This is a genomic window from Brevundimonas sp. ABV4_179 (assembly GCF_056311945.1).
In genome coordinates, this window is sequence record NZ_CM149976.1 from 1,207,019 (window position 1) to 1,230,687 (window position 23,669).

23 protein-coding genes are annotated in these 23,669 nt (G+C 69.7%); 16 read left to right on the forward strand and 7 right to left on the reverse strand.

Features of this window, described 5'->3' with window-relative positions; translation table 11 throughout:
* The first annotated feature begins 123 nt into the window (after nucleotides 1-123).
* Nucleotides 124-1,041, forward strand: a complete 918-nt coding sequence (locus ACYX4P_RS05805; protein WP_292048579.1) for a TraB/GumN family protein — start codon at nucleotides 124-126, stop codon at nucleotides 1,039-1,041.
* A gap of 18 nt (nucleotides 1,042-1,059) precedes the next feature.
* Here the strand turns inward: ACYX4P_RS05805 and ACYX4P_RS05810 are convergent, their stop codons facing one another.
* The 5 genes from ACYX4P_RS05810 to ACYX4P_RS05830 form a co-directional block, all read right to left on the reverse strand.
* On the reverse strand, nucleotides 1,060-1,359 hold the full coding sequence (locus ACYX4P_RS05810; protein WP_248117922.1) for a hypothetical protein: 300 nt from the start codon (nucleotides 1,357-1,359) through the stop codon (nucleotides 1,060-1,062).
* A 61-nt stretch (nucleotides 1,360-1,420) separates the two neighbouring features.
* Nucleotides 1,421-2,851, reverse strand: coding sequence for a metalloprotease TldD (gene tldD, locus ACYX4P_RS05815; protein WP_248117920.1), 1,431 nt, complete (start codon nucleotides 2,849-2,851; stop codon nucleotides 1,421-1,423).
* Nucleotides 2,852-2,911: 60 nt separating this feature from the next.
* Entirely contained in the window at nucleotides 2,912-3,934 is a 1,023-nt protein-coding gene (locus tag ACYX4P_RS05820) for a hypothetical protein (RefSeq protein WP_248118079.1), read from the reverse strand.
* Between the two features lie 41 nt (nucleotides 3,935-3,975).
* Nucleotides 3,976-4,743, reverse strand: coding sequence for an ABC transporter permease (locus tag ACYX4P_RS05825; RefSeq protein WP_248117919.1), 768 nt, complete (start codon nucleotides 4,741-4,743; stop codon nucleotides 3,976-3,978).
* Nucleotides 4,740-5,672: an ABC transporter ATP-binding protein gene (locus ACYX4P_RS05830; protein WP_292074504.1), complete on the reverse strand. Its 933-nt coding sequence runs from the start codon at nucleotides 5,670-5,672 to the stop codon at nucleotides 4,740-4,742. Before ACYX4P_RS05830 ends, ACYX4P_RS05825 begins: the two co-directional genes overlap by 4 nt.
* Before the next feature lie 157 nt (nucleotides 5,673-5,829).
* On the opposite strand from ACYX4P_RS05830, the gene ACYX4P_RS05835 reads away from it, so the two are divergent.
* The 13 genes from ACYX4P_RS05835 (at nucleotide 5,830) to ACYX4P_RS05895 (ending at nucleotide 20,381) form a co-directional block, all read left to right on the forward strand.
* Nucleotides 5,830-7,191 carry a hypothetical protein gene (locus ACYX4P_RS05835; RefSeq protein WP_248117915.1) on the forward strand — a complete coding sequence of 454 codons (1,362 nt, stop codon included), beginning with the start codon at nucleotides 5,830-5,832 and terminating at the stop codon, nucleotides 7,189-7,191.
* 45 nt (nucleotides 7,192-7,236) lie between these two features.
* Complete coding sequence (gene ccmI, locus ACYX4P_RS05840; RefSeq protein WP_248117913.1) at nucleotides 7,237-8,055, forward strand: c-type cytochrome biogenesis protein CcmI; 819 nt, start codon at nucleotides 7,237-7,239, stop codon at nucleotides 8,053-8,055.
* A 58-nt stretch (nucleotides 8,056-8,113) separates the two neighbouring features.
* Entirely contained in the window at nucleotides 8,114-8,620 is a 507-nt protein-coding gene (ccmE, locus tag ACYX4P_RS05845; protein WP_248117911.1) for a cytochrome c maturation protein CcmE, read from the forward strand.
* Nucleotides 8,617-10,605, forward strand: a complete 1,989-nt coding sequence (locus ACYX4P_RS05850; protein ID WP_476070226.1) for a heme lyase CcmF/NrfE family subunit — start codon at nucleotides 8,617-8,619, stop codon at nucleotides 10,603-10,605. The genes ccmE and ACYX4P_RS05850 overlap by 4 nt, the downstream gene beginning before the upstream one ends.
* A complete protein-coding gene (locus ACYX4P_RS05855) occupies nucleotides 10,602-11,108 on the forward strand; it encodes a cytochrome c-type biogenesis protein (protein WP_476070227.1) in 507 nt (168 codons plus the stop codon). Before ACYX4P_RS05850 ends, ACYX4P_RS05855 begins: the two co-directional genes overlap by 4 nt.
* A 107-nt stretch (nucleotides 11,109-11,215) precedes the next feature.
* On the forward strand, nucleotides 11,216-12,757 hold the full coding sequence (locus tag ACYX4P_RS05860; protein ID WP_248117905.1) for a Do family serine endopeptidase: 1,542 nt from the start codon (nucleotides 11,216-11,218) through the stop codon (nucleotides 12,755-12,757).
* A gap of 82 nt (nucleotides 12,758-12,839) precedes the next feature.
* Nucleotides 12,840-13,511, forward strand: coding sequence for a response regulator transcription factor (locus tag ACYX4P_RS05865; RefSeq protein ID WP_248117903.1), 672 nt, complete (start codon nucleotides 12,840-12,842; stop codon nucleotides 13,509-13,511).
* Between the two features lie 133 nt (nucleotides 13,512-13,644).
* The gene (locus tag ACYX4P_RS05870) at nucleotides 13,645-15,066 is read left to right on the forward strand and encodes a sensor histidine kinase (RefSeq protein WP_248117901.1); all 1,422 of its coding nucleotides are present in this window, start codon (nucleotides 13,645-13,647) and stop codon (nucleotides 15,064-15,066) included.
* A 138-nt stretch (nucleotides 15,067-15,204) separates the two neighbouring features.
* The gene (locus ACYX4P_RS05875) at nucleotides 15,205-18,126 is read left to right on the forward strand and encodes a bifunctional [glutamine synthetase] adenylyltransferase/[glutamine synthetase]-adenylyl-L-tyrosine phosphorylase (RefSeq protein ID WP_248117898.1); all 2,922 of its coding nucleotides are present in this window, start codon (nucleotides 15,205-15,207) and stop codon (nucleotides 18,124-18,126) included.
* 46 nt (nucleotides 18,127-18,172) lie between these two features.
* Complete coding sequence (locus ACYX4P_RS05880) at nucleotides 18,173-18,781, forward strand: EF-hand domain-containing protein (RefSeq protein WP_248117895.1); 609 nt, start codon at nucleotides 18,173-18,175, stop codon at nucleotides 18,779-18,781.
* Between the two features lie 66 nt (nucleotides 18,782-18,847).
* Complete coding sequence (locus tag ACYX4P_RS05885; protein WP_248117893.1) at nucleotides 18,848-19,435, forward strand: RNA polymerase sigma factor; 588 nt, start codon at nucleotides 18,848-18,850, stop codon at nucleotides 19,433-19,435.
* The gene (locus ACYX4P_RS05890) at nucleotides 19,432-19,839 is read left to right on the forward strand and encodes a hypothetical protein (RefSeq protein ID WP_248117890.1); all 408 of its coding nucleotides are present in this window, start codon (nucleotides 19,432-19,434) and stop codon (nucleotides 19,837-19,839) included. The genes ACYX4P_RS05885 and ACYX4P_RS05890 overlap by 4 nt, the downstream gene beginning before the upstream one ends.
* On the forward strand, nucleotides 19,836-20,381 hold the full coding sequence (locus ACYX4P_RS05895) for a periplasmic heavy metal sensor (protein WP_292074514.1): 546 nt from the start codon (nucleotides 19,836-19,838) through the stop codon (nucleotides 20,379-20,381). The genes ACYX4P_RS05890 and ACYX4P_RS05895 overlap by 4 nt, the downstream gene beginning before the upstream one ends.
* A 5-nt stretch (nucleotides 20,382-20,386) precedes the next feature.
* Here the strand turns inward: ACYX4P_RS05895 and ACYX4P_RS05900 are convergent, their stop codons facing one another.
* On the reverse strand, nucleotides 20,387-21,067 hold the full coding sequence (locus ACYX4P_RS05900) for a bifunctional 4-hydroxy-2-oxoglutarate aldolase/2-dehydro-3-deoxy-phosphogluconate aldolase (protein WP_248117886.1): 681 nt from the start codon (nucleotides 21,065-21,067) through the stop codon (nucleotides 20,387-20,389).
* A 203-nt stretch (nucleotides 21,068-21,270) separates the two neighbouring features.
* Here ACYX4P_RS05900 and ACYX4P_RS05905 point away from each other — a divergent pair, with 203 nt between their 5' ends.
* Both ACYX4P_RS05905 and ACYX4P_RS05910 read left to right on the forward strand, forming a co-directional pair.
* Nucleotides 21,271-21,783: a GNAT family N-acetyltransferase gene (locus ACYX4P_RS05905; RefSeq protein WP_248117884.1), complete on the forward strand. Its 513-nt coding sequence runs from the start codon at nucleotides 21,271-21,273 to the stop codon at nucleotides 21,781-21,783.
* A gap of 73 nt (nucleotides 21,784-21,856) precedes the next feature.
* Nucleotides 21,857-22,114 (forward strand): Lrp/AsnC ligand binding domain-containing protein, encoded by a 258-nt coding sequence (locus ACYX4P_RS05910; RefSeq protein ID WP_248117882.1) that lies wholly within the window; start codon nucleotides 21,857-21,859, stop codon nucleotides 22,112-22,114.
* Between the two features lie 217 nt (nucleotides 22,115-22,331).
* On the opposite strand, the gene ACYX4P_RS05915 is transcribed toward ACYX4P_RS05910, so the two are convergent.
* Nucleotides 22,332-23,645, reverse strand: coding sequence for an ammonium transporter (locus tag ACYX4P_RS05915; protein WP_282438809.1), 1,314 nt, complete (start codon nucleotides 23,643-23,645; stop codon nucleotides 22,332-22,334).
* Nucleotides 23,646-23,669 lie beyond the last annotated feature (24 nt).

A 23,669-nucleotide genomic window follows, 5' to 3' on the forward strand; every position in this document is an offset into this window, starting at 1 on the left:
ATCTCCAGTTACAAGGCGGCAAGGTGGATTAAATCGACGACATCATTACAGGGATTTCATTACAATATTGACAGTAGATGGGCCTATATCGCCGTAATGAACTCGCGATCTTCTTCCTTGTTATTGTCTATTCTCGCAGCGATCGCCCTGTCTGCGGGTGCGGCGGCGGCGCAGGAGCCGTCGGCGTCCGACGTGGTGGAAGATATCGTGGTGACCGCCCGGCGTGTCGAGGCCCCGATCTGGGAGGTGCGGCGCGGCGACAGCGTGCTGATCCTGGTCGGCGCCATCGAGGGGCTGTCGCGCGACATGGAATGGCGAACCGACGCCCTGGTCTCGGCGGTCGAGCGGGCGGATCGGGTGCTGTTCCCGGTCCAGGGCCAGGCGTCGCTGGCGGACTTGGGGCGGGTGATCTGGCGGATCCGCACCCTGACCCGATTGCCCAATGATCGCACCAGCGCCGACTATTTGTCCCCTGATCTGGAGGCGCGGGTCGAACGGATCACGGGCGAGGGCCCCAGCCGCAAGAGCTTTCTGATGCTGTCGGCGGACCTGATGGCGCGCGGCGGCTCTGCACAGCGCGCGCGCTCCGTGTCCGAGGTCGTCCGTCGCGCGGCGCGCGCCAATAAGACGCCGGCCGAGCCGGTGGGCGTCTATCGCGGAGACGAGCTGATCGACAATGTGCTGACAACGCCGCCTGAAGCCTATCTGACCTGTATGGAGGCGGCGGCGACGGCGGCCGAGGCCGGGCCTGAAAGCGGCGCCCAGCGGGCGGAGAACTGGCGGCTGCGCCGCATACCGGCCGTGCTGGCCTCGCCGCTCGAACAGGCGTCGAACGCCTGTTCTCTTTGGACGGTGATGGGGGAGGGGCAGCGGCTGCGCGCAATCTGGAACACAGCCGCCGACAAGGCCCTGTCCGAGCCGGGCGTCACCGTCGCCATCGCGCCGCTGAGATTGCTGGCCGAGCCGAACGGGGTGCTGGATCGGCTGGCGGCGGACGGGCTGGAGCCTTTGGGCCCCGAGTGGCGCCCGCTCCAGCCCTGATTCCTTGAGGTCAGGCGATCAGTTGGCCGGCGCGCGTTCAGGAACCGCGTCGCGGGCGGCGTTGCCGATGTTGTCGGCCGCATTGCCGACGCTCTCGGCCGCACCGGCGATGGCGTTGTCCTTCACCGCGTCGCTGCGGTTCATGTTCATCAGGAAGTAGCCGATCACCAGAATGGCCAGGAGGCCGATGATCAGGGCGACGATGGCGCCCATGCCGCTGCCGCCGCGACGTTCGACGACGGTGGTGGGGGCGGCGTTGGTCTCGGTGATGCGTTCGATCCGGCCATCAGGATGTTCGACGGTGCGTTCGGTAGGCATGGTTGTGCTCCTCTCCAGTATGGCGGGGAAACACACGGTCGCGCATTAGGGTTCCGCTGGCTCAGACCGCCGTGCCGCCGACCGTCAGGCCGCCGATCTTGAGCGAAGGCTGGCCGATGCCGACCGGCACGCCCTGACCCGCCTTGCCGCAGACGCCGACGCCTGGGTCGAAGGCGAAGTCGTCGCCGATCATCTGAATCTTCGTCAGGGCTGTCGCCCCATCCCCGATCAGGGTGGCCCCGCGCACCGGGGCGGTGATGACCCCGTCCTCGATCAGATAGGCCTCGTTGCACTGGAAGACGAACTTGCCGTTGGTGATGTCCACCTGGCCGCCCGAGAAGTTGGCGGCGTAGAGGCCGCGCTTCGTACTGGCGATCATGTCGGCCTTGGAATCCTTGCCCGCCTCCATGAAGGTGTTGGTCATGCGCGGCATCGGCATATGGGCGAAGGACTGGCGGCGTCCGTTGCCTGTGGCGGCCACGCCCAGCTGACGCGCCGACAGCCGGTCATGCATTAGCCCGACCATGATGCCGTCCTCGATCAGGACGGTGCGCGAGGTGGGGGTGCCTTCGTCGTCCACCGACAGGGAACCGCGTCGTCCCGCGATGGAGCCGTCGTCCACCACGGTCACGCCGGGGGCGGCGACGCGCTGCCCCATCATGCCGTTGAAGACGGACGAGCCTTTGCGGTGGAAGTCGCCCTCGAAACCGTGGCCGATGGCTTCGTGCAGCAGGACGCCGGGCCAACCCGCGCCCAGCACCACGTCCATCTCGCCCGCCGGACAGTCGATGGCGTCCAGATTGACCAGGGCCTGACGCAGGGCCTCGTCCACCTGGGCCTGCCAGCGTTGGGGGGCGACCCATTCCTCGAAGCCCGCGCGGCCGCCCGCGCCGGACGAGGCGCTTTCGCGCTTGCCGTTCTGCTCTACGGTGACGGAGACGTTCAGGCGCACCAGCGGACGTATGTCACGCACCGCCCGGTCGTCGGCCCGCAGGATCTCGATGGCGCGACGCTCTCCGACCAAGGAGGCGGACACCTGCACCACGCGCGGATCACGCGCCCGCGCCCAGGCGTCGATCTCGGCGAGAAGCGCGATCTTGTCGGAAAAGGCGGGAGAGGCGAGGGGATCGACCTCGCCATACAGTTTCTGATTGGTGGCGCGCGGGGCCTCGGCGACGCGGGCTTCATGACCCTGTTTCGCCAGGGCGGCGCTATCGGCCGCGCGGCGCAGGGCGGCGGCGGAAATCTCGTTGGCGTGGGCGTATCCCGCCGTCTCGCCCGCCACGACCCGCAGGCCGAAGCCCTCGGTGGCGTCATAGGCGGCGGACTTCAGCCGCCCGTCGTCGAAGACCAGGCTCTCGCTCTCGGACCGTTCCAGAAACAGTTCGCCGTCGTCCGCCCCCGTCAGGGCCGCCTTCAGGATGGACAGGGCTTCGTCGGCGTGGACGCCGGCGGCGTCGAGGATGGGCGGCGGGGAGGCAGGAACGGTCATGGCCCCTAGGTAGGGGCTCGGGGCCGCTTCGTCACCTGTCCCGGATCGCGAAACCTGGGGTCAGTCCAGCGGCTGGGGCCGCGTGACGACCGGACCGTCGGGATCTGTGGCGGTCGGGCGCGCGGCCGTCGGCGCGGGCGTCGAAGGCACGACGACGAGCGGTTCGGTCTGCACGGTCGGCGCCGGGGTCGAGGCGGCGGCGGGCGCCGGGCGGGACGCGGCGGGGACCTGGGGCGTCGTCGGGGGCGTCGGGCGGGTGGATGCCGTGGAGGACGGCGTGGTCGCTGGTCGGGCGGCGGCGGTCGACGCCGGCGCCGGGGTGCTGGTCGCCGTCGTCGGGGGCGCGGTCGGGGCGGGTGCGGTCACGACCGGCGTAGCCGCCGACGGCGTGGCGGCCGGCAGGGTCTCGGCGGGCGGCGCGGTCAGGGGCGTGTTCACGGACGCAGGCGCGGGCTGGGCCGGCGTCGCAGCCGGGCGCTGGGCGAACCACAGGCCGCCGCCCAGGGCCAACACGGCGACGACCCCGGCCCCGACATAGAGCGGCAGGCGAGAGGCCTTGGCGGGCGTGAGCGCGTAGCTGGGCGCCGCCTGGGGCGCTGGGGACATTGCGCGGGGCGCCATCACCGGCGTCGGTTCAGCCGCAGGCTCCAAGACCGGCAGGGGCGCGGCGACGGGCGTCGGCAGGGGGCGCACCGTCAGATCGGCCGGCGCCGCCCCTTGTTCAGGCGCTGGCTCGGGCTGGGCCAGACGCTCCGGCGTCGGGCCAGCCGGCCGGGCGGTCGGGATCAGCGACCCGCCCAGGATGCTGCCGCGCGCCGGCGCCTGACGGGGGGCTTGCGGGCGGGGCGCGGCGGGGGATTGCGCCTGGCGGGGCGGCGTGGGCGCGAGGCCCGAGGCCAGGCTCTGATCGCGAATGTCGCGCGGCTGCGGCGGCGCGGCCTTTCGCGGCGGATCGGGGATTCGGTCCAGCGGATTGGGCGCGACCGGCACCGGCCCGACGTGGAATGTCGTCGCGGGCATGCGTCCCCACTGCGCCGGCTTGCGGGCGAAGGGCTCGGGCGGGGTCTTCTGGTCGTCGGACATGGTCTCTCAATCGCTGGCGATCTGGCCCGTTTCGTGACGGGTCAGTTCTTGAGCCGGTAGCCGGTCTGGAACATCCACATGACGATGGCCAGGCAGACGGCGAAGAAACCCAGGGTCGCCGCCACGCTGATCCCGACCGCCACGTCCCCCTGACCGTAGAAGGCCCAGCGGAATCCCGAGATCAGATAGACCACCGGATTGAACAGGGTCACGGTGCGCCACCCCTCCGGCAGCATGTCGATGGAATAGAAGGCGCCGCCCAGGAAGGTCAGGGGCGTCACGATCAGCATGGGGATCATCTGCAACTGCTCGAACCCGTCGGCCCACACCCCGATGATGAAGCCGAACAGGCTGAAGGTCACCGAGATCAGAATCAGGAAGGTCATCATCCAGACCGGGTGCAGGATCTGCAGCGGCACGAAGAAGGCCGCCGTGGCCAGGATGATCAGGCCCAGCACCGCCGACTTGGTCGCCGCCGCCCCGACATAGGCCAGCACGATCTCCAGCGACGACACCGGCGCGGACAGGATTTCATAGATCGTCCCGGTGAACTTCGGGAAATAGATGCCGAACGAGGCGTTGAAGATCGACTGGGTGAACAGGCTGAGCATGATCAGGCCCGGCACGATGAAGGCGCCGTAGGGCACGCCGCCGACCTCCTGCATCCGGCTGCCGATGGCGCCCCCGAAGACGACGAAATACAGCGCCGTGGTGATGACCGGCGTGACCACGCTCTGCCACAGGGTGCGAAGCGCGCGCGCCATCTCGAAGCGATAGATGGCCCACACACCGTATCCATTGAAGGTCATGCGGCGGCTCCGTTCGTGTGGACCAGGCTGACGAAGATGTCTTCCAGCGAGCTCTGGCGGGTGTTCAGGTCCTTGAAGCCGATGTTCAGCCCTTCCAGCCGGCGGATCAGCGAGGGAACGCCGGTGTCGTCGGCGTTGGCGTCGAAACTGTATTCCAGCTCGCCGCCGTCGTTCTTCAGCGTCAGGTCCCAGTCGGACAGTTCGGCGGGCAGGGCGTCCAGCGCATCGACCAGGTTCAGCGTCAGGGTCTTCTTGCCCAGCTTCTTCATCAGGGCCGTCTTTTCCTCGACCAGGATCAACTCGCCCTTCAGGATCACCCCGATCCGGTCGGCCATCTCCTCGGCTTCCTCGATATAGTGGGTGGTCAGGATGATGGTGACGCCGCGTTCGCGCAGGCGTCGGACCATGGCCCACATGTCGCGGCGCAGCTCCACGTCCACCCCCGCCGTCGGTTCGTCCAGGAACAGGATGTCCGGTTCGTGGCTGAGGGCCTTGGCGATCATGACGCGCCGCTTCATGCCGCCCGACAGGGTTCGCAACTTGGCGTCGCGCTTGTCCCACAGCGACAGGTCGCGCAGCAGCCGTTCGATGAAGCCCGGGTTCGGCGCCTTGCCGAACAGACCCCGGCTGAAGGTGACCGTGGCCAAGACCGTCTCGAAGGCGTCGGTGGTCAACTCCTGCGGCACCAGGCCGATCTTGGTGCGGGCGGCGCGAAAATCGGTCTGGATGTCGTGACCGTCCGCGACCACCTTGCCCGTCGATGGTGTGACGATGCCGCAGATGATGGAGATCAGGGTGGTCTTGCCCGCCCCGTTCGGCCCCAGAAGCGCGAATATCTCCCCCTTTTTGATGCTCAGGTCGATACGTTTCAACGCCTGAAGCCCCGACTTGTAGGTCTTGGTCAGGCTGTCGATCTGGATAACGGGCATGCAGCCTCCTGGCGCGGCGGGCGCAGGGGCGCATCGCCGGATGTGGCGGCAATATGGCGTGCCGTCGCCCGCACTCAAGAGGGGGGCGCCCGCCAAGTCGTTGTTAACCCGATTGGCCTACCTTGGCGGCCGTGCCATGGTCTCGACGGGAGCTTGCGTGTCGTCCCTGTCCCCCGCCCACCGCGCCGCCCTGACGGCGGTCGTCGAGGCCTGTCCCGATGCGTCGCTGGCGCAACTGGGCGTGGCGGTCGCGGCCATGCCCGGCGACAGGGCGGCGGAACTGGCCGTCATCGTGGGCGAAGAGGCGCGCGACCGCGCCCGGCGCGCCACCGCCTTCGCGCCGCTGCTGCCCCTGTTCCAGGCCCGCGCCGACGGCGTGCCGGCCCTGATCTTTCCCCCCGCAGTCCTGGCGCGGGTCTGGCGTGCGGCGGTGGTGGGCGAAGAAGCCTTTCTGCCCTTGCTGGACGGAGCGGCGACCGTCGATGGGGAATGGACCCTGGCGGCGGATCGGCTGTGCGCGCGGGCGGCGGCGGTGCTGCGCGACCGGTCGAGCGAGGTCTGGCCGGATTTTCAGCGCCCGGCGGCCGGGGCGCCGCCGTCCACCCCGTCCGAACTGGCGGGCTGTTTCGACCTGACCCCGCTGGTCCGAACGGCCCTGCCGCGCCTGTCGGTCTGGCTGGAGCGGCCCGACGACAACCAGTTGGCGGGGCTGCGTCTGCTGATCCAGGATTGCCTGGCCGTGGCCCCCGATGGCGGGCGAAGGATGATCGACATCCTGTTCGCCCATGTGGCGGACGCGGAGCGGATGCTGCGGGTGGTGACGCGCACCAGCCGCCTAGCCGACCGCGAGGTGACGCTGAGCCATTCGGACATGGGCGTCTTCGTCGAGCGGCTGCTGGCTTCGGTCCAGGCCCGGGTCCAGGGTGTGGCGGCGCTGCGATCCGCCTTGACCGCCGACGCCATGCAAGCCGTGGTGGATCAGGTCGGCTGGTGCGCCGGCGTCCTGGCCGAGATGGACATCTCCCTGCAGATCCGCCCTGATTCCAGCTGGGGCAAGACGGCGCGGATGGCGCGGGTGCAGGTGTCGGGCCAATTGTCGGGGCTGATGAAGTCGACGGCGGCGGCGGTGCACGCCGCCCTGCCGATGAAGCGCCGCCCCATCGCCGGACGCATGACCCGGATGTCTCCCTGGCTGGAGGCCCCGGCGGACGGCGAGCCGATCGAGGCGGCGGCGGCGCTGCTTACGGCGGTGGCGGCGCTCCGTGGGGCGGCCGTCACCTTCGGCTGCGAGGCCGACCGAGCGGCGCTGAAGACCGAGATGACCGACTATCTGTCCGCCTGGGCCAATGAGGCGCTGGACGGGGTGGCGGACGGCGAGGTCGACAACCCTGACCAGGCGCTGCGACTGATCGGGATCGCCGCGCGGTTCCTGACGCTGATCGAGGCGCTGGAGGCGGCGCGCGCGGTGCGACGACGCGCGGCGACGGCGGAGACCGCGCGTCTGCCCCAGGGCGCGTGAAAGGCGGCTCGCCCGACGGCCATTGTTCGTCTAGACCCTTGAACCATGATCGCCTTCTGGATGATGACGGGACTGGCGGCGGCCCTGGCCGCCCTGTTGGTGCTGGCAGGCGCGCGGCGCGGCGCCGAACCGGCGGCGGACGTCGAGACGCAGTTCGGATCACGTGAGATCGAGGAACTGGACCGGCTGAAGGCGCGCGGCCTTCTGGACGAGACCGCCCATTCAGCGGCGCGGGCCGAGGCGGGACGTCGGCTTCTGGCCATGACGGCGACGACGGCCCCGGTCGCGGGCGCCAAGGACAGATTGTGGGTGCTGGTCGGGATCGGCGTGATGGTGGCGGGGGCGTTGGGCCTCTATGTCGTCACCGGCGCGCCTGGCCTGCCCGACCAGGGCTATGAGCGGCGGGTGGACGCCTGGTCGGCCGATCTGAATGGGCTGGAGCCGGCGCAACTGGCGGCCGTGACCGCCCGCGTCGCCAGGGAAAGGCCGGGTGATCGCCAGGCCCTGGCCATGCTGGGCGCCGCGCGTTTCGCCGCCGACGATCCGCTGGGGGCGGCCTCGGCCTTTCGCCGGCTGATCGACCTGGACCCCAAGGACGCCCAGGCCTGGGCGCGGTTGGGCGAAAGCCTGGTGATGGCCAATGACAATCAGATCGGCGGCGACGCCGAGGCGGCCTTCCGCCAGTCGCTGAACCTCGACGCCGATCAGCCGGGCGCGCGTTTCTTCCTGGGCGAGGCGGCGCTCAGGCGGGGTGACCGGACGGCGGCGCGCGACCTGTGGGCGCCCCTGATCGCAGCCCTCGATCCGGCCGATCCCCGTCGCCAGGATCTGGAGCGCCGCCTGCCCGAGGCAAGGCCGCAATGACACATTGGTCGCGCCCGGCGCCGGGGCTATACGGCGTCGAATCGAAAAGGTCCGTTGCATGAGCTGGCTGCCCAGATCGCCAAAGGCCCGTCGTCGTCTGTGGGTCGTCGCCGCCGTGGCGCCGATCCTGGCGCTGGCGGTCGGCCTGTCGCTGTGGGCCATGCAGGACAGCGTGACCTTCTTCTACTCCCCGTCCGAAGCCACCGCCGACAAGGCGCCGGAAGGGCGCAACATCCGCCTGGGCGGCCTGGTCGAGGTCGGCAGCGTGAAGACGTCCGGCGACGGCGTGGTTGCCTTTTCCGTCACCGACAATGTGGGGGTGACCCGCGTCGTCTATCACGGCGACCTGCCCGACCTGTTCCGCGAAGGACAGGGCATCGTGGCCCAGGGATCGTTCGGGGCCGACCGCACCTTCCACGCCAGCCAGGTTCTGGCCAAGCACGACGAGAACTACATGCCGCGCGAGGTCGCGGACCGCCTGAAGGAAAAGGGCGAATGGCGACCTGATGCGACGCCCACGGCGGGCCTCGAGACGGGCGCCGAGACGAAGACCGTTCCCCTATGATCGCTGAGTTCGGGGCCTTCGCCCTGGCGCTGGCCTTGGCGCTGTCGATCCTTCAGACGGGCCTGTCGGCGGCGGGGCGCGTGCAACGCAGCCCGGTGCTGGCCGGAGCGGCGCAAGGGGCGGCCCTGGCGGCGGCGGCGGCGGTCGCGCTCAGTTTCGCCGCCCTGGTCTACGCCTTCGTCGTGTCGGACTTCTCGGTCTCGAACGTGGCGGCCAACAGCCACACCGACAAGCCGATGCTGTACAAGGTGGCGGGCGCCTGGGGCAGCCACGAAGGCTCGCTGCTGCTGTGGTGCCTGGTGCTGACCGTCTTCGGCGGGGCCTTGGCGCGGGCGCGCGGCCTGCCGTTCGGGCTTAAGGCCTCGGCCGTGGCGGTGGAGGGCGCGCTGGGGGCGCTGTTCCTGGCCTTCGCCGTCTTCACCTCCAGCCCCTTCACCCGTCTGGACCCCGCGCCGTTCCAGGGCGCGTCGCTGAACCCCCTGCTGCAGGACCCGGCTCTGGCCGTGCATCCACCGCTGCTCTACGCGGGCTATGTCGGGTTTTCGGTCTGTTTCTCCCTGGCCGTCGCGGCCTTGATCGAGGGGCGGGCGCAGACGGCCTTCTGGCCGGCATGGGGGCGCTGGGTCCGGCCGTGGGCGCTGGCCAGCTGGGCCTTTCTGACCGTCGGGATCACCCTGGGGTCGTTCTGGGCCTATTACGAACTGGGCTGGGGCGGCTGGTGGTTCTGGGACCCGGTGGAGAACGCCTCCTTCATGCCATGGCTGGCGGGCGCGGCTCTGTTGCACAGCGCGGTCGTGACCGAGCGGCGCGGGGCGCTGGCGGGCTGGACGGTGTTTCTGGCGCTTCTGGCCTTCACCTTCTCCATGCTGGGCGCCTTCCTGGTGCGCTCAGGCGTGCTGACCTCGGTACACGCCTTCGCCGTCGATCCTCAGCGCGGCATGATGCTGCTGGCCATATTGGGGATCACGGCGGGCGCCGCCTTCGCCCTGTTCGCCTGGCGCGCGCCACAGCTGAAGGGCGGGGGCCTGTTCGCGCCGATCAGTCGCGAGGGCGCGCTGGTGTTGAACAATCTATTCCTGACGGCGGCGGCGGCGACTGTGCTCATGGGCACCCTGTATCCTCTGATCCTTGAGGCGGCGTCCGGGGCGACCATCTCGGTCGGCCCGCCCTATTTCGCCGCCACCTTCACGCCGCTGATGATGGTCGCCTTCCTGATCCTGCCGGCCGGTCCGCTGCTGGCCTGGAAGCGCGGCGATCTGCCCGGCGCCCTGCAACGGCTGGCCGTGGCGGGAGGGATCGCCATTCTATCGGGCCTGGCGGCATACGCCCTGTGGGAGCCCAGAAAGGCTTTGGCCGCCGTCGGCATCGGCGTCGGGGCCTGGTTGATCGCCGGATCGCTGGCCGAGGTCGCCGAGCGCATCCGCCTGTTCCGCGCAGCCGGCGCCGAGACCTGGCGCCGGATGAGGGGCCTGCCGCTGGGCGCCTGGGGCATGACCCTGGCGCATCTGGGGGTGGGGGTCTTCATCCTGGGCGCAGTGGTCGAGACGGGGTTCAAGGCCGAGGCGGCGCGGTTGCTGGCCCTGGGCCAAAGCGTGTCGGCCGGCCCATGGACGGTGACGCTGGACGACGTGCGGGTGGTCGAGGGGCCGAACTACCTGGCCGAACAGGGGCGGCTGACCGTGCGATCCGCCGATGACCGGGGGCGGGCCACGACCGTCACGGCCGAACGCCGCTTCTTCCCCGCCGGCGGCCAGACCACCACCGAGGTGGGCCTGGATTTCCGGGGGCTGGACGACGTCTATGTGGTGATCGGCGAACGGGCGGGCAGTCCCCAGCAACCGGCCTGGGTCGTGCGCCTGTATTGGAACCCGTGGGCGCGGCTGATCTTCCTGGGGCCGGCGATCATGGCCCTGGGCGGCGTGCTGTCGCTGATGGATCGACGCCTGCGCCTGGGCGTGGGCCAAAGACGGCGGAGGGCGGCGTGAGGCGGCTGGCCGTCCTCCTGGCCGCGCCCGTCTTGGCGCTGATGCTGACGGCGGCCGAGCCGCCCGCTGCGCCTGACAGCCCCCTGGCCGACGCGGCGCTGGAGGCGCGCGCCCAGGCCCTGTTCAAGGATGTGCGCTGCGTCGTCTGCCAGCACGAGGCCATCGCCGACAGCCCGGCGGGCGTCGCCGGCGACATGCGCCGTCTGATCCGCGAAGAGATCGCGGCCAGCGCGACAGACCAGGCGGTGCGCGACGATCTGGTGCGCCGGTTCGGCGACTATGTGCTGTTCACCCCGCCGATGAGGGCGGGAACCTGGCTGTTGTGGTTCGGGCCGTTCGTGCTGGTGATGCTGGCCGGGGCCGCCCTGCTGCTGCGGGCCCGTCGCAAGCCCGCCGAGACCCCCGGCCTGACGCCCGAAGAGGAACGGCGGCTGGACGAAGTTCTACGAAATGAGAAGCTTCGCCGCGATCCTGACGCAACCTCGCCTCACGACGGGCTTTAGTCGAGATCAACCATCGAACGTCAGGATTGGCGCAAACGCCTTCCGGCCTATATCAATCGCGAAACCGGCGCCCGTCTGGCGCCGGACAGAGGATCGCAAGGACCACGATGCTGAAGCGCAAGGAGTTCATTCTCGGGGCCGCGGCCGGCCTGACCCTGGCGGCGGCGGCGACCGCCGGCGGCGTGATTAACTGGCCCGGCGCGCACGCCGAACCCCAGGCGGTCAACCGCATCACCCCGGTCCCGGCCAACGGCGACAGCTTCACCCCGCCGCCGGGCGCGCCTAACAGTTTCGCGACCATCTTCGAACAGGTGGCCCCGGCCGTCGTTCAGATCGACGTGACGGTCAAGGTCGACCAGCCCCAAGGCGGCGCCTTCACCATTCCGGGTCTGCCGTTCCAGTTCGTGCCCCCGCAAGGGCGCGGCGGCCAGGGCGGCGACGAGCCGCAGACGACCCAGGGCGCCGGCTCGGGCTTCTTCATCTCGCAGGACGGCTTCATCGTCACCAACAACCACGTCGTCGCCGACGCGACCGAGATCAAGGTCAAGATGTCGGACGGCCGCGAACTGCCGGCCCGCCTGATCGGCCGCGACCCCGGCACGGACCTGGCGGTGATCAAGGTCGAGGGCGCCGACTTCAAATACGTCAGCTTCGAAGAGACGGCCCAACCCCGCGTGGGTGACTGGGTCATCGCCATCGGCAACCCGTTCGGTCTGGGCGGCACCGCCACGGCGGGCATCGTCTCGGCCAAGGCGCGCGACATCGATCCGTCGGGCTACAACGACTACATCCAGATCGACGCAGCCATCAACCGGGGCAACTCGGGCGGCCCCACCTTCGACATCTATGGCCGCGTCATCGGCGTGAACTCGGCCATCTATTCCCCCACCGGCGGATCGGTCGGCATCGGCTTCGCCATCCCGGCCGAGACGGCCAAGGCGATCACCGAGCGGCTGATGCGCGGTGAGTCGATCGAGCGGGGCTATCTGGGTGTCCAGATCGGCAACCTGACTGACGAGTACAAGGAAAGCCTGGGACTGCCGGCGACCACGAAGGGGGCCTACGTCGTCGAAGTCACCCCCGACGCCCCGGCGGCGCGCGCAGGACTTCAGCCGGGCGACGTCGTGGTGAACCTGAACGGTCGCGCGATCGAAGGCTCCAGCGAACTGACCCGTGCCGTCGGATCGGCCAAGCCGGGCGATACCTTGCGTCTCGAACTGTTGCGAGAGGGGCGCCGCCAGACGGTCAACGTCCGTGCCGGCACTCGTCCTGCCAACCTCGAAGTTGCCGGAACGGAACCAGGCGACGGCTCCAAAGCGCCATCTAACCCCGGCGCCGCCACAGGCGAGGTCGTCGAAGGAATGACCGTCGCGCCCGTCACGGGTGCGCTGCGAGGCCGTTTCGACATTCCCGACGGCGTTCAGGGGCTGGTGGTGACGAACGTGAATCCGCAATCGCGCGCCGGTCGGCTGGGCTTCCAGCCTGGCATGGTCATCATCCAAGCCAATGGGCGCAGCGTTGGATCGACGGCCGACCTGAAGGGCGCCGTTGAAGCGGTGAAGGGCGCGGGACGTCCCGGCATCCTGTTGCTGGTCCGCACTCCGCGTGGGAACAGCCCCATCGTTCTGCCGCTGCAAGACAAAAACTGATCTTCATTCTGACCAAGCCTTAACTCGTCAATCGCCGCCGATGCGCTAACATCGGCGGCGATTTTGATTCCGGGAGGGGTTCATGCGGATTCTGGTGGTCGAGGATGACGCCGAGGCGGCGACCGCCATGGTGCGGGGCCTGTCCGAGGCGGGGCACGAGGTGACCCATGCGGTGGACGGCGCCTTCGGCCTGCTGGAATCGCAGAAAGGCGGCTACGACGTCTATGTCGTGGACCGGATGATGCCGCGCCTGGACGGCGTCGGCATGGTCGAGACGGTCAGGAAGGGCGGCGACCAGACGCCGGTTTTGTTCCTTTCGGCCCTGGGCGAGGTCGAGGATCGGGTCACGGGGCTGAAGGCCGGCGCCGACGACTATCTGGTCAAACCCTACGCCTTCGCCGAACTGATCGCGCGGGTCGAGGCCCTGGCGCGGCGCCGCGAGACGGGCGGGGTGCAGACCGTTCTGAAGGTCGGCGACCTGGAGATGAACCTGATCGGCCGCACCGTGCATCGCGGAACCACCGAGATCGACCTGCAGCCGCGCGAGTTCCAGTTGCTGGAGTTCCTGATGCGCCACGCCGGCCAGTCGGTGACGCGCACCATGCTGCTGGAGAAGGTGTGGGAATACCATTTCGACCCCCAGACCAACGTCATCGACGTCCACATCAGCCGCCTGCGCTCCAAGATCGACAAGGGGTTCGACAAGGCCATGCTTCAGACCGTGCGCGGCGCGGGGTATCGGTTGGAGGCGTGAGCAGGGACGGGTGAAAAGTGCTAGTGAGCGAGGGGGTGAGCGAGAAATCTCAATACGGCGACGCTTCGGCTCACCTCTTGCTCACTGGCACTTTTCACTGAACCCGAGCCGCCGCCCACCACCCCCTCATCCCATGCGCCTCCCTTCCGTCCTTCGTCGCACGCCGTTTCGGCTGACGCTGCTGTTCCTGGCGCTGTTCGTGGCGGCGGCGGGGGCGATCCTGGCCTATGTCTATTTCGCCTCGGCGTCGGAGGCGCAGGGGCGGGCGAGGGCGGATGTAGAGGGCGAACTGGGCGCCCTGACCGCCATTCACCGCACGCGCGGGATCGACGCCCTGAACCAAGCCTTGGTCGAACGCACCATTCGCGGCGGGCCGTACCTGTATCTGCTAACCGGACCGGACGGAAGGATCGTCACCGGCAATCTGTCGGTCATGCCCTTCGACCTGAAGGGGCCGCCGCAGGTCGGTCAGGGCGAATGGAGCACCTTTCGCCTGACCAGCGCCGACGCCGAGGGACGGGTGCAGAACCGGCGCTCCATCGGCGTGGTGATGCCTTTGGCGGGGGGCGACACCCTGTTCGTGGGCGAGGACATCGGCGGGATCGAGGCCTATTTGGCGCGCCTGACCCAGGCGCTGTGGGGCGCCATGGCCCTGGTCATGCTGCTGGGCCTGGCGGGCGGGCTCTACATCAGCCGGCGGGTGGAGCGGTCGATGGCCGGGCTGAACCAGGTCGTGCAGGCGGTGCAGGAAGGCGACCTGAAGGTCCGCGCGCCCGTGCGCCACACCGGTGACGAACTGGACGAACTGGGCCAGGGGCTGAACACCATGCTGGATCGGCTGGAGGCGTCAATGGCCTCGATCCGGCACGCGGGCGACGCCATCGCCCACGACCTGCGCTCGCCCCTGACGCGGATGCGGGCCAAGCTGGAGGTGGCCCTGATCGACGCAGAGGCGGGCAAGATCGACGGGGTGGACGCCCTGGGCATCGCCCTGGACGAGGCGGATCACCTGCTGAAAACCTTCAACACCGTGCTGGCCATCGCCCGTCTGCAGGCGGGCGGCGCGCCTGATCCGAAAGTGATGGACGCCGCCGAGCTGGCCGCCGACATGGCCGAGCTTTACGAACCGGCGGCCGAGGACAAGTCCATCGACTTCTCCGCTGAGATCGACCGAGGGCTGATGATCGAGGGCAACCAACCCTTCCTGGCCCAGGCCCTGGCCAATCTGATCGACAACGCCATCAAATACACCCCGGCCGGCGGGGCGGTGAAGCTGAGGGTGCGGCGGCGCTCGTCGGGCGAGATCGAATACTCCGTCACCGACACCGGGCCGGGCGTGCCGCAGGAGGACCGCGAGCGGGTGGTCCAGCGGTTCGTGCGCCTGGACAACAGCCGCACCGAGCCGGGCTCGGGCTTGGGCCTGTCGCTGGTGACGGCGGTGGCCGAGGCCCATGGCGGTCGGGTCGTGCTGGACGAAGGCCCCGGCGCCTATGGCGACTTCGGCCCGGGCCTGCGCGTGGCGCTGGTGTTGCCGGCCGCCTTGGCCACCCAGTAAATCCGCTCATCCCCGCGAAAGCGGGGACCCAGTTCTTTGGGCATGCGGACTTGTGGGCCGTGTCGGGATCGTGGTCCAACACCCTGCCGAGCGACAGCACTGGGTCCCCGCTTTCGCGGGGATGAGCGGAGGATTTGAATGCCTGAACTCAAGTCCAAACCCCTGTTTCAATCCCTCGCCCCCGCCGGCCCCGTCGCCAACCCCGCCGCCGCCGACCGCTTGCAGGAAGCCCTGACCGAGGCGGCCGCAGCAGACGGCTGGTCCGACACCCTGACCGCCGCCTGGCCCGCCCTAGCTCCCGTCTCGGGCGCCTCGCCTTATCTGACGGGCCTGATGCGCCGCCGCCCTGCCCATCTCCGCCGCCTGCTGGAGGGCGATCCGGCCGAGAGCCTGGCCCGGATCCTCGCCGAGGCCGACGCTTTGGACGGCGAACCCGACGATGTGCGCGCGCCGTTGCGGGTGTTGAAGGCCGATCTGCATCTGCTGACGGCGCTGGCCGATCTGGGGGGCGTGTGGAATCTGGATCAGGTCACGGACGCCCTGTCGAGATTCGCGGACGCCGCCTGCCGCGCGGCCCTGTGCGCCGTCGCCGCCGAGCAACGGGCGCGGGGTCGGCTGATCTCCCCGCCCGACGATTCGCGCGGTCCGGTGCCCGGCCTGTTCGGCGTAGCCATGGGCAAGCACGGCGCCAATGAGCTGAACTACTCCTCCGACATCGACATCTCGCTCTTCTTCGAACCGCGCCTGACCACCCTGGCTCTGGCCGAGGGGGTGGAGATGCAGGACTTCGCCAATCGCCTCGGCAAGGGGATCGCCACCCTGCTCAGCGAGCGGACGGCCGATGGCTATGTCTTCCGGGTCGATCTGCGGCTGCGGCCCGATCCGTCATCGACGCCGCCGGTGGTCGCCGCGCCCATGGCCCTGGCCTATTACGAGAGCGTCGGCCAGAACTGGGAGCGGGCGGCCTTCATCAAGGCGCGGCCGGTTCTGGGCGACCTGCGCGCGGCGGGGCGCTTCCTGAAGGCGCTGACGCCCTTCGTCTGGCGGCGCAGCCTGGACTATGCCGCCGTCCTCGACATCCAGGCGATCAAGCGCCAGATCCACGTCCACAAGACCGGCGAGGGGCTGGCCGCGGCGGGCGCCAATCTGAAACTTGGGCGGGGCGGCATCCGCGAGATCGAATTCTACGCCCAGACGCAGCAGCTGATCCTGGCCGGCCGCGATCCAGCGCTCAGGACGCCGCGCACTATCGAGGCGCTCTTCGCCCTGGCCGACGCCGGCCATATTCCCCGCGCCGTCGCCGACGAACTGTCGACCGCCTATGTCGAACTGCGTGGTCTGGAGCATCGGGTGCAGATGCTGGACGACGAACAAACCCACCGTCTGCCCGAGGACGCCGAACGCCGCGCCGCCGTGGCCGCCCTGGCCGGCGGCTCGGACCTGTCGGTCTTCGAGGCCCATGTCGAGGCGCTGCTGGCGAGGGTCAACGCGCGGTATGGCGAACTGTTCGAGGGCGGGGAGGATCTGGATTCCAGCTACGGCAGCCTGGTCTTCACCGGCGTTGAAAACGATCCCGAGACGCTGGAGACCCTGAAGCGGATGGGGTTTTCGGAGGCGGCCTCGGTCGCCGACACCATCCGCGCCTGGCACCACGGCCGCATTCCTGCGACCCGCACCGAACGGGGGCGCGAACTGTTCACCCGCCTGGCGCCGCGCCTGCTGGAGGCGGTGGCGCGGTCCGGCGCGCCCGACGACGCCTTTCGCCGGTTCGCCGTCTTCTTCTCCGGTCTGACGGCCGGGGTTCAGGTTCAGGCCCTGTTCCTGAACCAGCCGAAGCTGTTCGAGATGGTGGTCGGCGTCATGGCCTTCGCCCCGCGCCTTGCCCGCACCCTGGGGCGTCAGCCGGCGGCGTTGGACGGGGTGCTGGATGCGCGGTTCCTGGCCGACCTGGCCGACGACACCGGCCTGACCGAACAAATCCTGCGCGAGGCGGGCGAGACCGAGGATTTCGAGGGGGCCATGAATGCGGTGCGCCGCCTGCACCGCGAGCAGATGTTCCGCATCGGCATCCACGCCCTGACCGGGCGGGCGGGCGCCGAGGCGGCGGGCCGGGCCTACGCCGCCCTGGCCGACGCGGCGATGCGGACCCTGTCGCCGGCGGCTTTGGCCGAGACGGTGCGGTTGGGCGGGGCGTTTCCGGGCGCGGTCGCGGTGGTGGCGCTGGGCAAGGCCGGCTCTCGCGAGATGACGGCCGGGTCCGACCTGGACCTGATGACGCTTTACGAGGCGCCGCCCGAGGCGGCCTCGACCCTCAAGGACTGGACGGCCGACGTCTTCTACGCCCGCTTCACCCAGCGGCTGATCGCGGCCTTGTCGGCGCATACGGCGGAAGGGGGGCTGTATGAGGTCGACATGCGTCTGCGGCCCACGGGGTCGAAGGGGCCGGTTTCGGTGCGCCTGTCGGCCTTCGACGCCTATTACGCGAAGGAGGCGGAGACATGGGAGTTCATGGTCCTGACCCGCGCTCGGGTGGTCTGGGCCAGCGACCCGGTCTTTGGCGACCGTGTCGCGGCGGCCATCGAGGGAGCCTTGCGCCGTCCGCGCCCCGGCGTCGATGTCGCCGCCGATGTGCGCAAGATGCGGGGTCTTATGGACCGCGAGCGCCGTCCGCATGGATTCTGGGATTTGAAACTGTCGCCCGGCGGACAGGTGGACGCCGAGTTCGCGGCCCAGTTCCGCCAGCTTCAAGCCGCCGCCATCGGCGCACCGCTGACCCTTTCCACGTTGGAGGCCCTGCACGATGATCCGGTCCTGGCAGAGGCGTGGCGGGTTCAGCAGCGGCTGGCTCATCTGCTGGCCGCCGCCTTCGAGGGTCGGGTCGACCCAGAGGCCGAGCCGTCGGTGTTCCAGCTGCGTCTGGCCGAGGCGGCGGGGGCGCCCGATTTCGACACGCTGAAGACCGAATTGACGGACCTGCGCGTGCGCGCCCGCAAGGCCTTCGAACGGGCGTTTCCGGCGGGTCGCGACGGAGATTCGGGGACGTCGCGTTCAATCTCCTGACAGGGCTATGTCCGGCCGCCGTGTGCGGCCCAAGGAGATGATCGAGATGAGAATGACCCTTCTGACCGGCCTGGGCGCCGTCGCCCTGGCGGCCAGCGCTGGCGTTGCGACCGCCCAGACCCCGCCCGCGCCGCATCATGCGCGCGGCGAGCCGAACCGCCAGATCACCCGCGCGGAGTTCGTCGATGCGCCTATCGCCCGCCTGACGGCGATGGATGCGAACCGCGACGGCGTGATCAGCGTCGACGAGCGGCAGGCGGCCGTGCAGGCCCGACGCGCCGAACACGCCGACGCCCGCTTCGCCAAGCTGGACGCCAACGGCGACGGCTCCATCAGCCGCGCCGAGCTTGACGCCGCTCACGCCGCCCGTCCCGAACGCGGCGCCCATGAGGGTCGTCGCGGCGGTCCGCGTCACGCCCCGCGCGGTCCGGGCCGCGAGGGTCGCGAACGCGGTCCGGTGGTGATTTCGGAAGTCGCCGCCAAACTGGGCGAACGGTTCGACAAGATGGACGCCAACCGCGACGGCGTGATTTCGACCGACGAGCGTCGCGCCGCCATGACCGCCCACCGCGCCGACCGTCAAGCCCGTCGGGCGGAGCGCCAGGCCGCGCGTCCGGCGCCACAAGCCGCTTCCCCGGCTCCGGCTTCGGAGTAAGAACGGTGTCGGGGTCGGCCGTCGTGGACGAATCGGTCCCTTTCGTCCGCAGCGGAAGAGGCAGGCTTGGTCGCCATCGTCGACCCCGACGAGGATCTGGTGCGCCGCGTGGGTCAGGGCGACCCGGCGGCGTCGCAGGCGTTAGTCGCCAGAAAGCTGCCGCGCATCCTGGCCCTGGCGCAACGGATGCTGGGCGACGCGGCCGAGGCCGAGGACGTGGCGCAGGAGGCCATGCTCAGGGCCTGGCGACAGGCCCCGAAGTGGCGGACGGGCCAGGCGCGGTTCGACACCTGGCTGCACCGGGTGGCGCTGAATCTCTGTTACGACCGGCTGAGGCGTCGGCGCGAAATCCCGACCGACGCGCCGCCGGATCGGCCGGACGAGGGACCGGGACCGGATCGGGGGCTTCTGGCCGCAGAGACCGGCGCACGGGTGACGGCGGCCTTGAAGCGGCTGCCCGACCGCCAGCGCGAGGCCATCGTGCTGTGCCATTATCAGGAGCTCTCCAATATCGAGGCGGCCGCCCTGATGGCGATCAGCGTCGAGGCGCTGGAGAGTTTATTGTCGCGCGGTCGTCGCGCATTGCGTCAGGCGCTGTCGGATATTGCCCCGTTTGGGGCTCCGATCGCAGCCTCTAAGGGAGATGGACGATGAAGGAGGAACGGTTGCAGGCCCTGGCGGACGCCTATGGCGCGGACCTGCGTCGCTGGCCTGCGGACCAGCGCGCCTTCGCCGAAAGCCTGCTGGCCGCCGATCCGTCATTGCGGGAGGTGCTGGATCAGGCGGCGGCGCTGGACGCCCTGCTGGACACGGCGCCGGCGCCGGCGCCATCGGCGGCCCTGACGGCGCGCGTCCTGGCGGCGGCGCCTCGACCGAAGGCGAGGGCGGGGTGGCGTCAAGCGGTCTGGTATCTGGGCGCAGGCTGGGCGGCGGCGACCTGCGCCGGCGTGGTGGCGGGCGTCGGCCTGACCAGCCATCTGACCGCCGACGCGCGTGCGGATGCGGTGCTCTATCAATCAGCCCTGACCGGGGTGGACGACACCGAGGTTCTGGGATGACGACCAAGACGCTGAAGCTCGCCCTGGCCGTATCGGTGGCGCTGAACCTGTTCGCCGTGGCGGGGGGCGTGACCTATGTCGTCGGTCGCGACAAGATCGAACGGCGGATCGAGGAACAGCGCCGTGGCGGCCGCGAAGGGCCGCTGGCCGAGGTGCTGGCCGGGCTGGATCCCGCCGTGCGCCAGCGGGTGCGCGTTTCCTTGCGCGAAACCGCCCTGTCGGCCCGTCCCGATTTCGAGGCGGCGCGGGCGGCGCGGCGCGAGGCCATCGCCGTCGCGGGTCAGCCGACGCTGGACGCCCCGCGTGTCCAGGCCCTGCTGGAACAGTCGCGCGCGGCGGAGATGCGCGGTCGTCAGCGGCTGGAGACCGGGGCCGTGGCGCTGCTGGCCACCCTGACCCCCGAAGAGCGCAAGGCCATGACGCCCCTGCTGCAGCGCAAGGGCGCCGCCCGTCGCAACGCAGCGCGTCACGACGGCCCCGAGACGCAAAGGCCGGAAACAAAAGGGCCGGGCGGCGCAGGCCAGGACCGTCCCGGCCGCTGAACGTCCTAGGCGGCCTTCGAGGCGCGGAAGGCCGCGACGGCGTCCACCGCCGCGCGCACGGAGGTCTCTATGGCGGCCCAGTCTCCGGCCTTGACCGCCGCGTCCGTCACCAGTTTGGAGCCCATGCCCGCCGCCACGATGCCGGCGCCGAACCATTTGGCGATGGAGGCTTCGTCGGGATCGACGCCGCCGGTCGGCATGATCTTGACCCAGGGCATCGGCCCCTTGACCGCCTTGACGAAGTCCGGGCCGCCGACCGACGAACCGGGAAACAGTTTGACGATGTCGCAGCCCAGTTCGTGGGCCTCGCCGATGTCCGTCACCGAACCGCAGCCGGGGAAATAGGCGACCATGCGCCGGTTGCACACCTTGGCCACGTCGGGAACGAGGCAGGGGCTGACCACGAAGCGCGCGCCCCGGTTCAGATAGAGCGCCGCCGTGCCGCTATCGACCACCGAACCGATGCCCAGCACGATGTGCGGATCGGTCTTGATCAGTTCGCGATTGATCTCGCCGAACAGGTCGCAGGCGAAGTCGCCGCGGTTGGTGAACTCCACCACCGGCGCGCCGCCGCGCGCGCAGGCGCGGATCACATTCAGGCTGACCTCGGGATCGGGATGATAGAAGACGGGGCAGACGCCCTGGGTTTCCAGCGCCTGAAGCACGCTGACGCGATCATGGGCCATGGTCTGTCTCCTGAGGGGCCCGTGCGGCGGGATCGGGTGGGCCGTTAGGCGTTCTGCTTATCCCACGCCCGTCCCAGACCAAAGCCCGGGGCGCCAGCTTCGCCCTGGAGGCGACGGAACATATTGTTTCATCCCCCGGCCTTGATCGAGGTCAAGGCGCGGCGGCGACGAAGGGGCGAGGGTCGGGGTCAAAGGAGAAGCCCATGACCCTGCTCGATCACGAACGGCTCGTCACCCGTACTGGCCTGCGTCTGGAAGTCCGCGCGGCGCGCGGCGAGGACGAACGCGCCCTGGCCGCCTTCTTCGCCAGGGTGACGCCGGAGGATATGCGGTTCCGCTTCCTGTCCACCCTGGGAACGCCCGGTCACGACCAGCTGCTGGCCCTGATAGAAAAGCCTGCGTCGGACGGCGAGAGCTTGATCGCATGGGGCGAGGACGGGGCTGTGGCGGCGACCGCCGTTCTGGCCGGCGACGCGGCGGGCGAACGGGCCGAGGCCGCCATCCTGTTGCGCGGCGATCTGAAGGGGCGGGGGATCGGCTGGACCCTGCTGGAACGTCTGGTGGCCGAGGCCCGGGCGCGCGGCTATGCGGTCGTGGAATCGCTGGAGGACCGGGCCAACCACGCCGCCCTGCAGGTCGAGAACGACATGGGCTTCGACGTTGCTCCGGTCGAGGACGACCCCACCCTGGTCTGGGTCAGCAAGCGGCTGCGCTGATCGGCGTCCTGGGGCGTTTCGGCGGCGGTCGCCATGGGCTAGAAGGCGTCCAAACTTCAGGAAGGCCAAGCCCATGATGACCGCCATCTTCGTCTTCATCAAATGCGAGCTGGGTTACGCCAACGACGTGGCGGCCGACATCGTGGACAATGTGGAGAATGTGTCCGAGGTCTATTCCACCTCGGGCCAGCACGACCTGTTGGCCAAGTTCAACCTGCCGCGCGAGGCCGACATCGGCACCTTCGTCACGAAGCAGGTCCAGACGCGCCCGCACGTACGCGACACCTTCACCGTCATCACCTTCTCGCCCTTCCTGCCGTCCAAGGTCTGACCGCCGTCCGCGCGACGGCGAGGTCACGGCGGACACAACGAAGACTGGCTCCGTTCCGGCAAGTCCTGCGGACCTGCGGCGGCGAAGCCCGGATTGACGGCTGCTGGCAGAAACCTTGAGCCGACGCGCGTTCGGCCTCGTCGTGGTCCGTATGACCTCGCCGTGCCCGTTGGGACGAAAGCCTTTTCGAGCCGCACCAACTCCAGCGCGGAAGGCTCTAATGGATGGCTTCGCCGTGCTGGGTGTAGTCCAGCCCCTCGACCTCCTGGTCCCTGGTGACGCGCAGGCCCGTGGTGAACTTGCAGATCATCAGGACGACGAAGGTGCCGGCCGCGCTCCAGGCGATGACGCCAACCAGGCCGACGGCCTGTTTCCACACCGTGGCGCCATCGGACAGGGCGTTGACGGTCGTGGTGGCGAACAGGCCGGTCAGCAAGGCGCCGACGATGCCGCCGACGCCGTGCACGCCGAACGCATCCAGGCTGTCGTCGTATTTCAGCGCGTGCTTCAGCCAGACCGCGCCGGCATAGCAGGCGGGGCCGCCGATCAGGCCGATGAAGAAGGCGCCCTTGGGATCGACGAAGCCGGCGGCGGGGGTGATGGCGACCAGCCCGCCGACGATCCCCGACAACAGGCCAAGCAGGGTCGGACGCTTGCGGTCGAACCATTCGATGGTCATCCAGCCCAGGGCGGCGGCTCCGGCGGCCAGGATGGTGTTGAAGGCGGCGGTGGCGGCCAAGGCGTCCGCCGCGCCGGCCGAACCGGCGTTGAAGCCGAGCCAGCCGACCAGCAGCAGGCCCGTGCCGATGGCGCTATAGACCAGATTGGCGGGGGCCATGTTGTCGCGCCCGAAGCCGTGGCGCGGTCCCACCACCAGGGCGCAGACCAGGCCGGCGACGCCCGCATTGACGTGGACCACCGCCCCGCCGGCGAAGTCCAGCACGCCCAGTCCGCCCAGCCAGCCGCCGCCCCAGACCTGGTGACAGATCGGCGCATAGACGATCAGGTGCCACAGGCCGAAGAACAGCAGGCTGGCCGAGAACTTCATCCGCTCGGCGAAGGCGCCGGCGATCAGGGCCGGGGCGATGATGGCGAAGGTCATCTGGAAGCTGACGAAAAGCAGTTCCGGCAGGCCGGGCAGCAGGCTGTGGGCCGTTTGGGTCGTCACGCCGTTCAGGAAGGCGGCCTGAACCCCGCCGATGAAGCCGTTGACCGGGTCCGGTCCCTTGCCGAACGACAGGCTGTAGCCGACCAGGAACCACAGCACCGAGACGATGGCGAAGGCCGCCGCCGACTGGGCGACCACGCTGATGATGTTCTTCTTCCTGACCATGCCGCCGTAGAAGAGCGCCAGGCCCGGCAGGGTCATCAGCAGGACCAGGGCGGTGGACGTCAGGATCCAGGCGGTGGCCGCCGCATCCAGCACCAGCGGCGCCTGATGGGCCAGAAGGGCGGGGGCCGCAAAGGCGGGCGACGCCGCTGACGCCGCCCCCGCTGCAAGAGTGGCGGCGAAGGCGGCGTAGCGTTTCATTTGTTCGTCTCGGGGAGGAGAGGA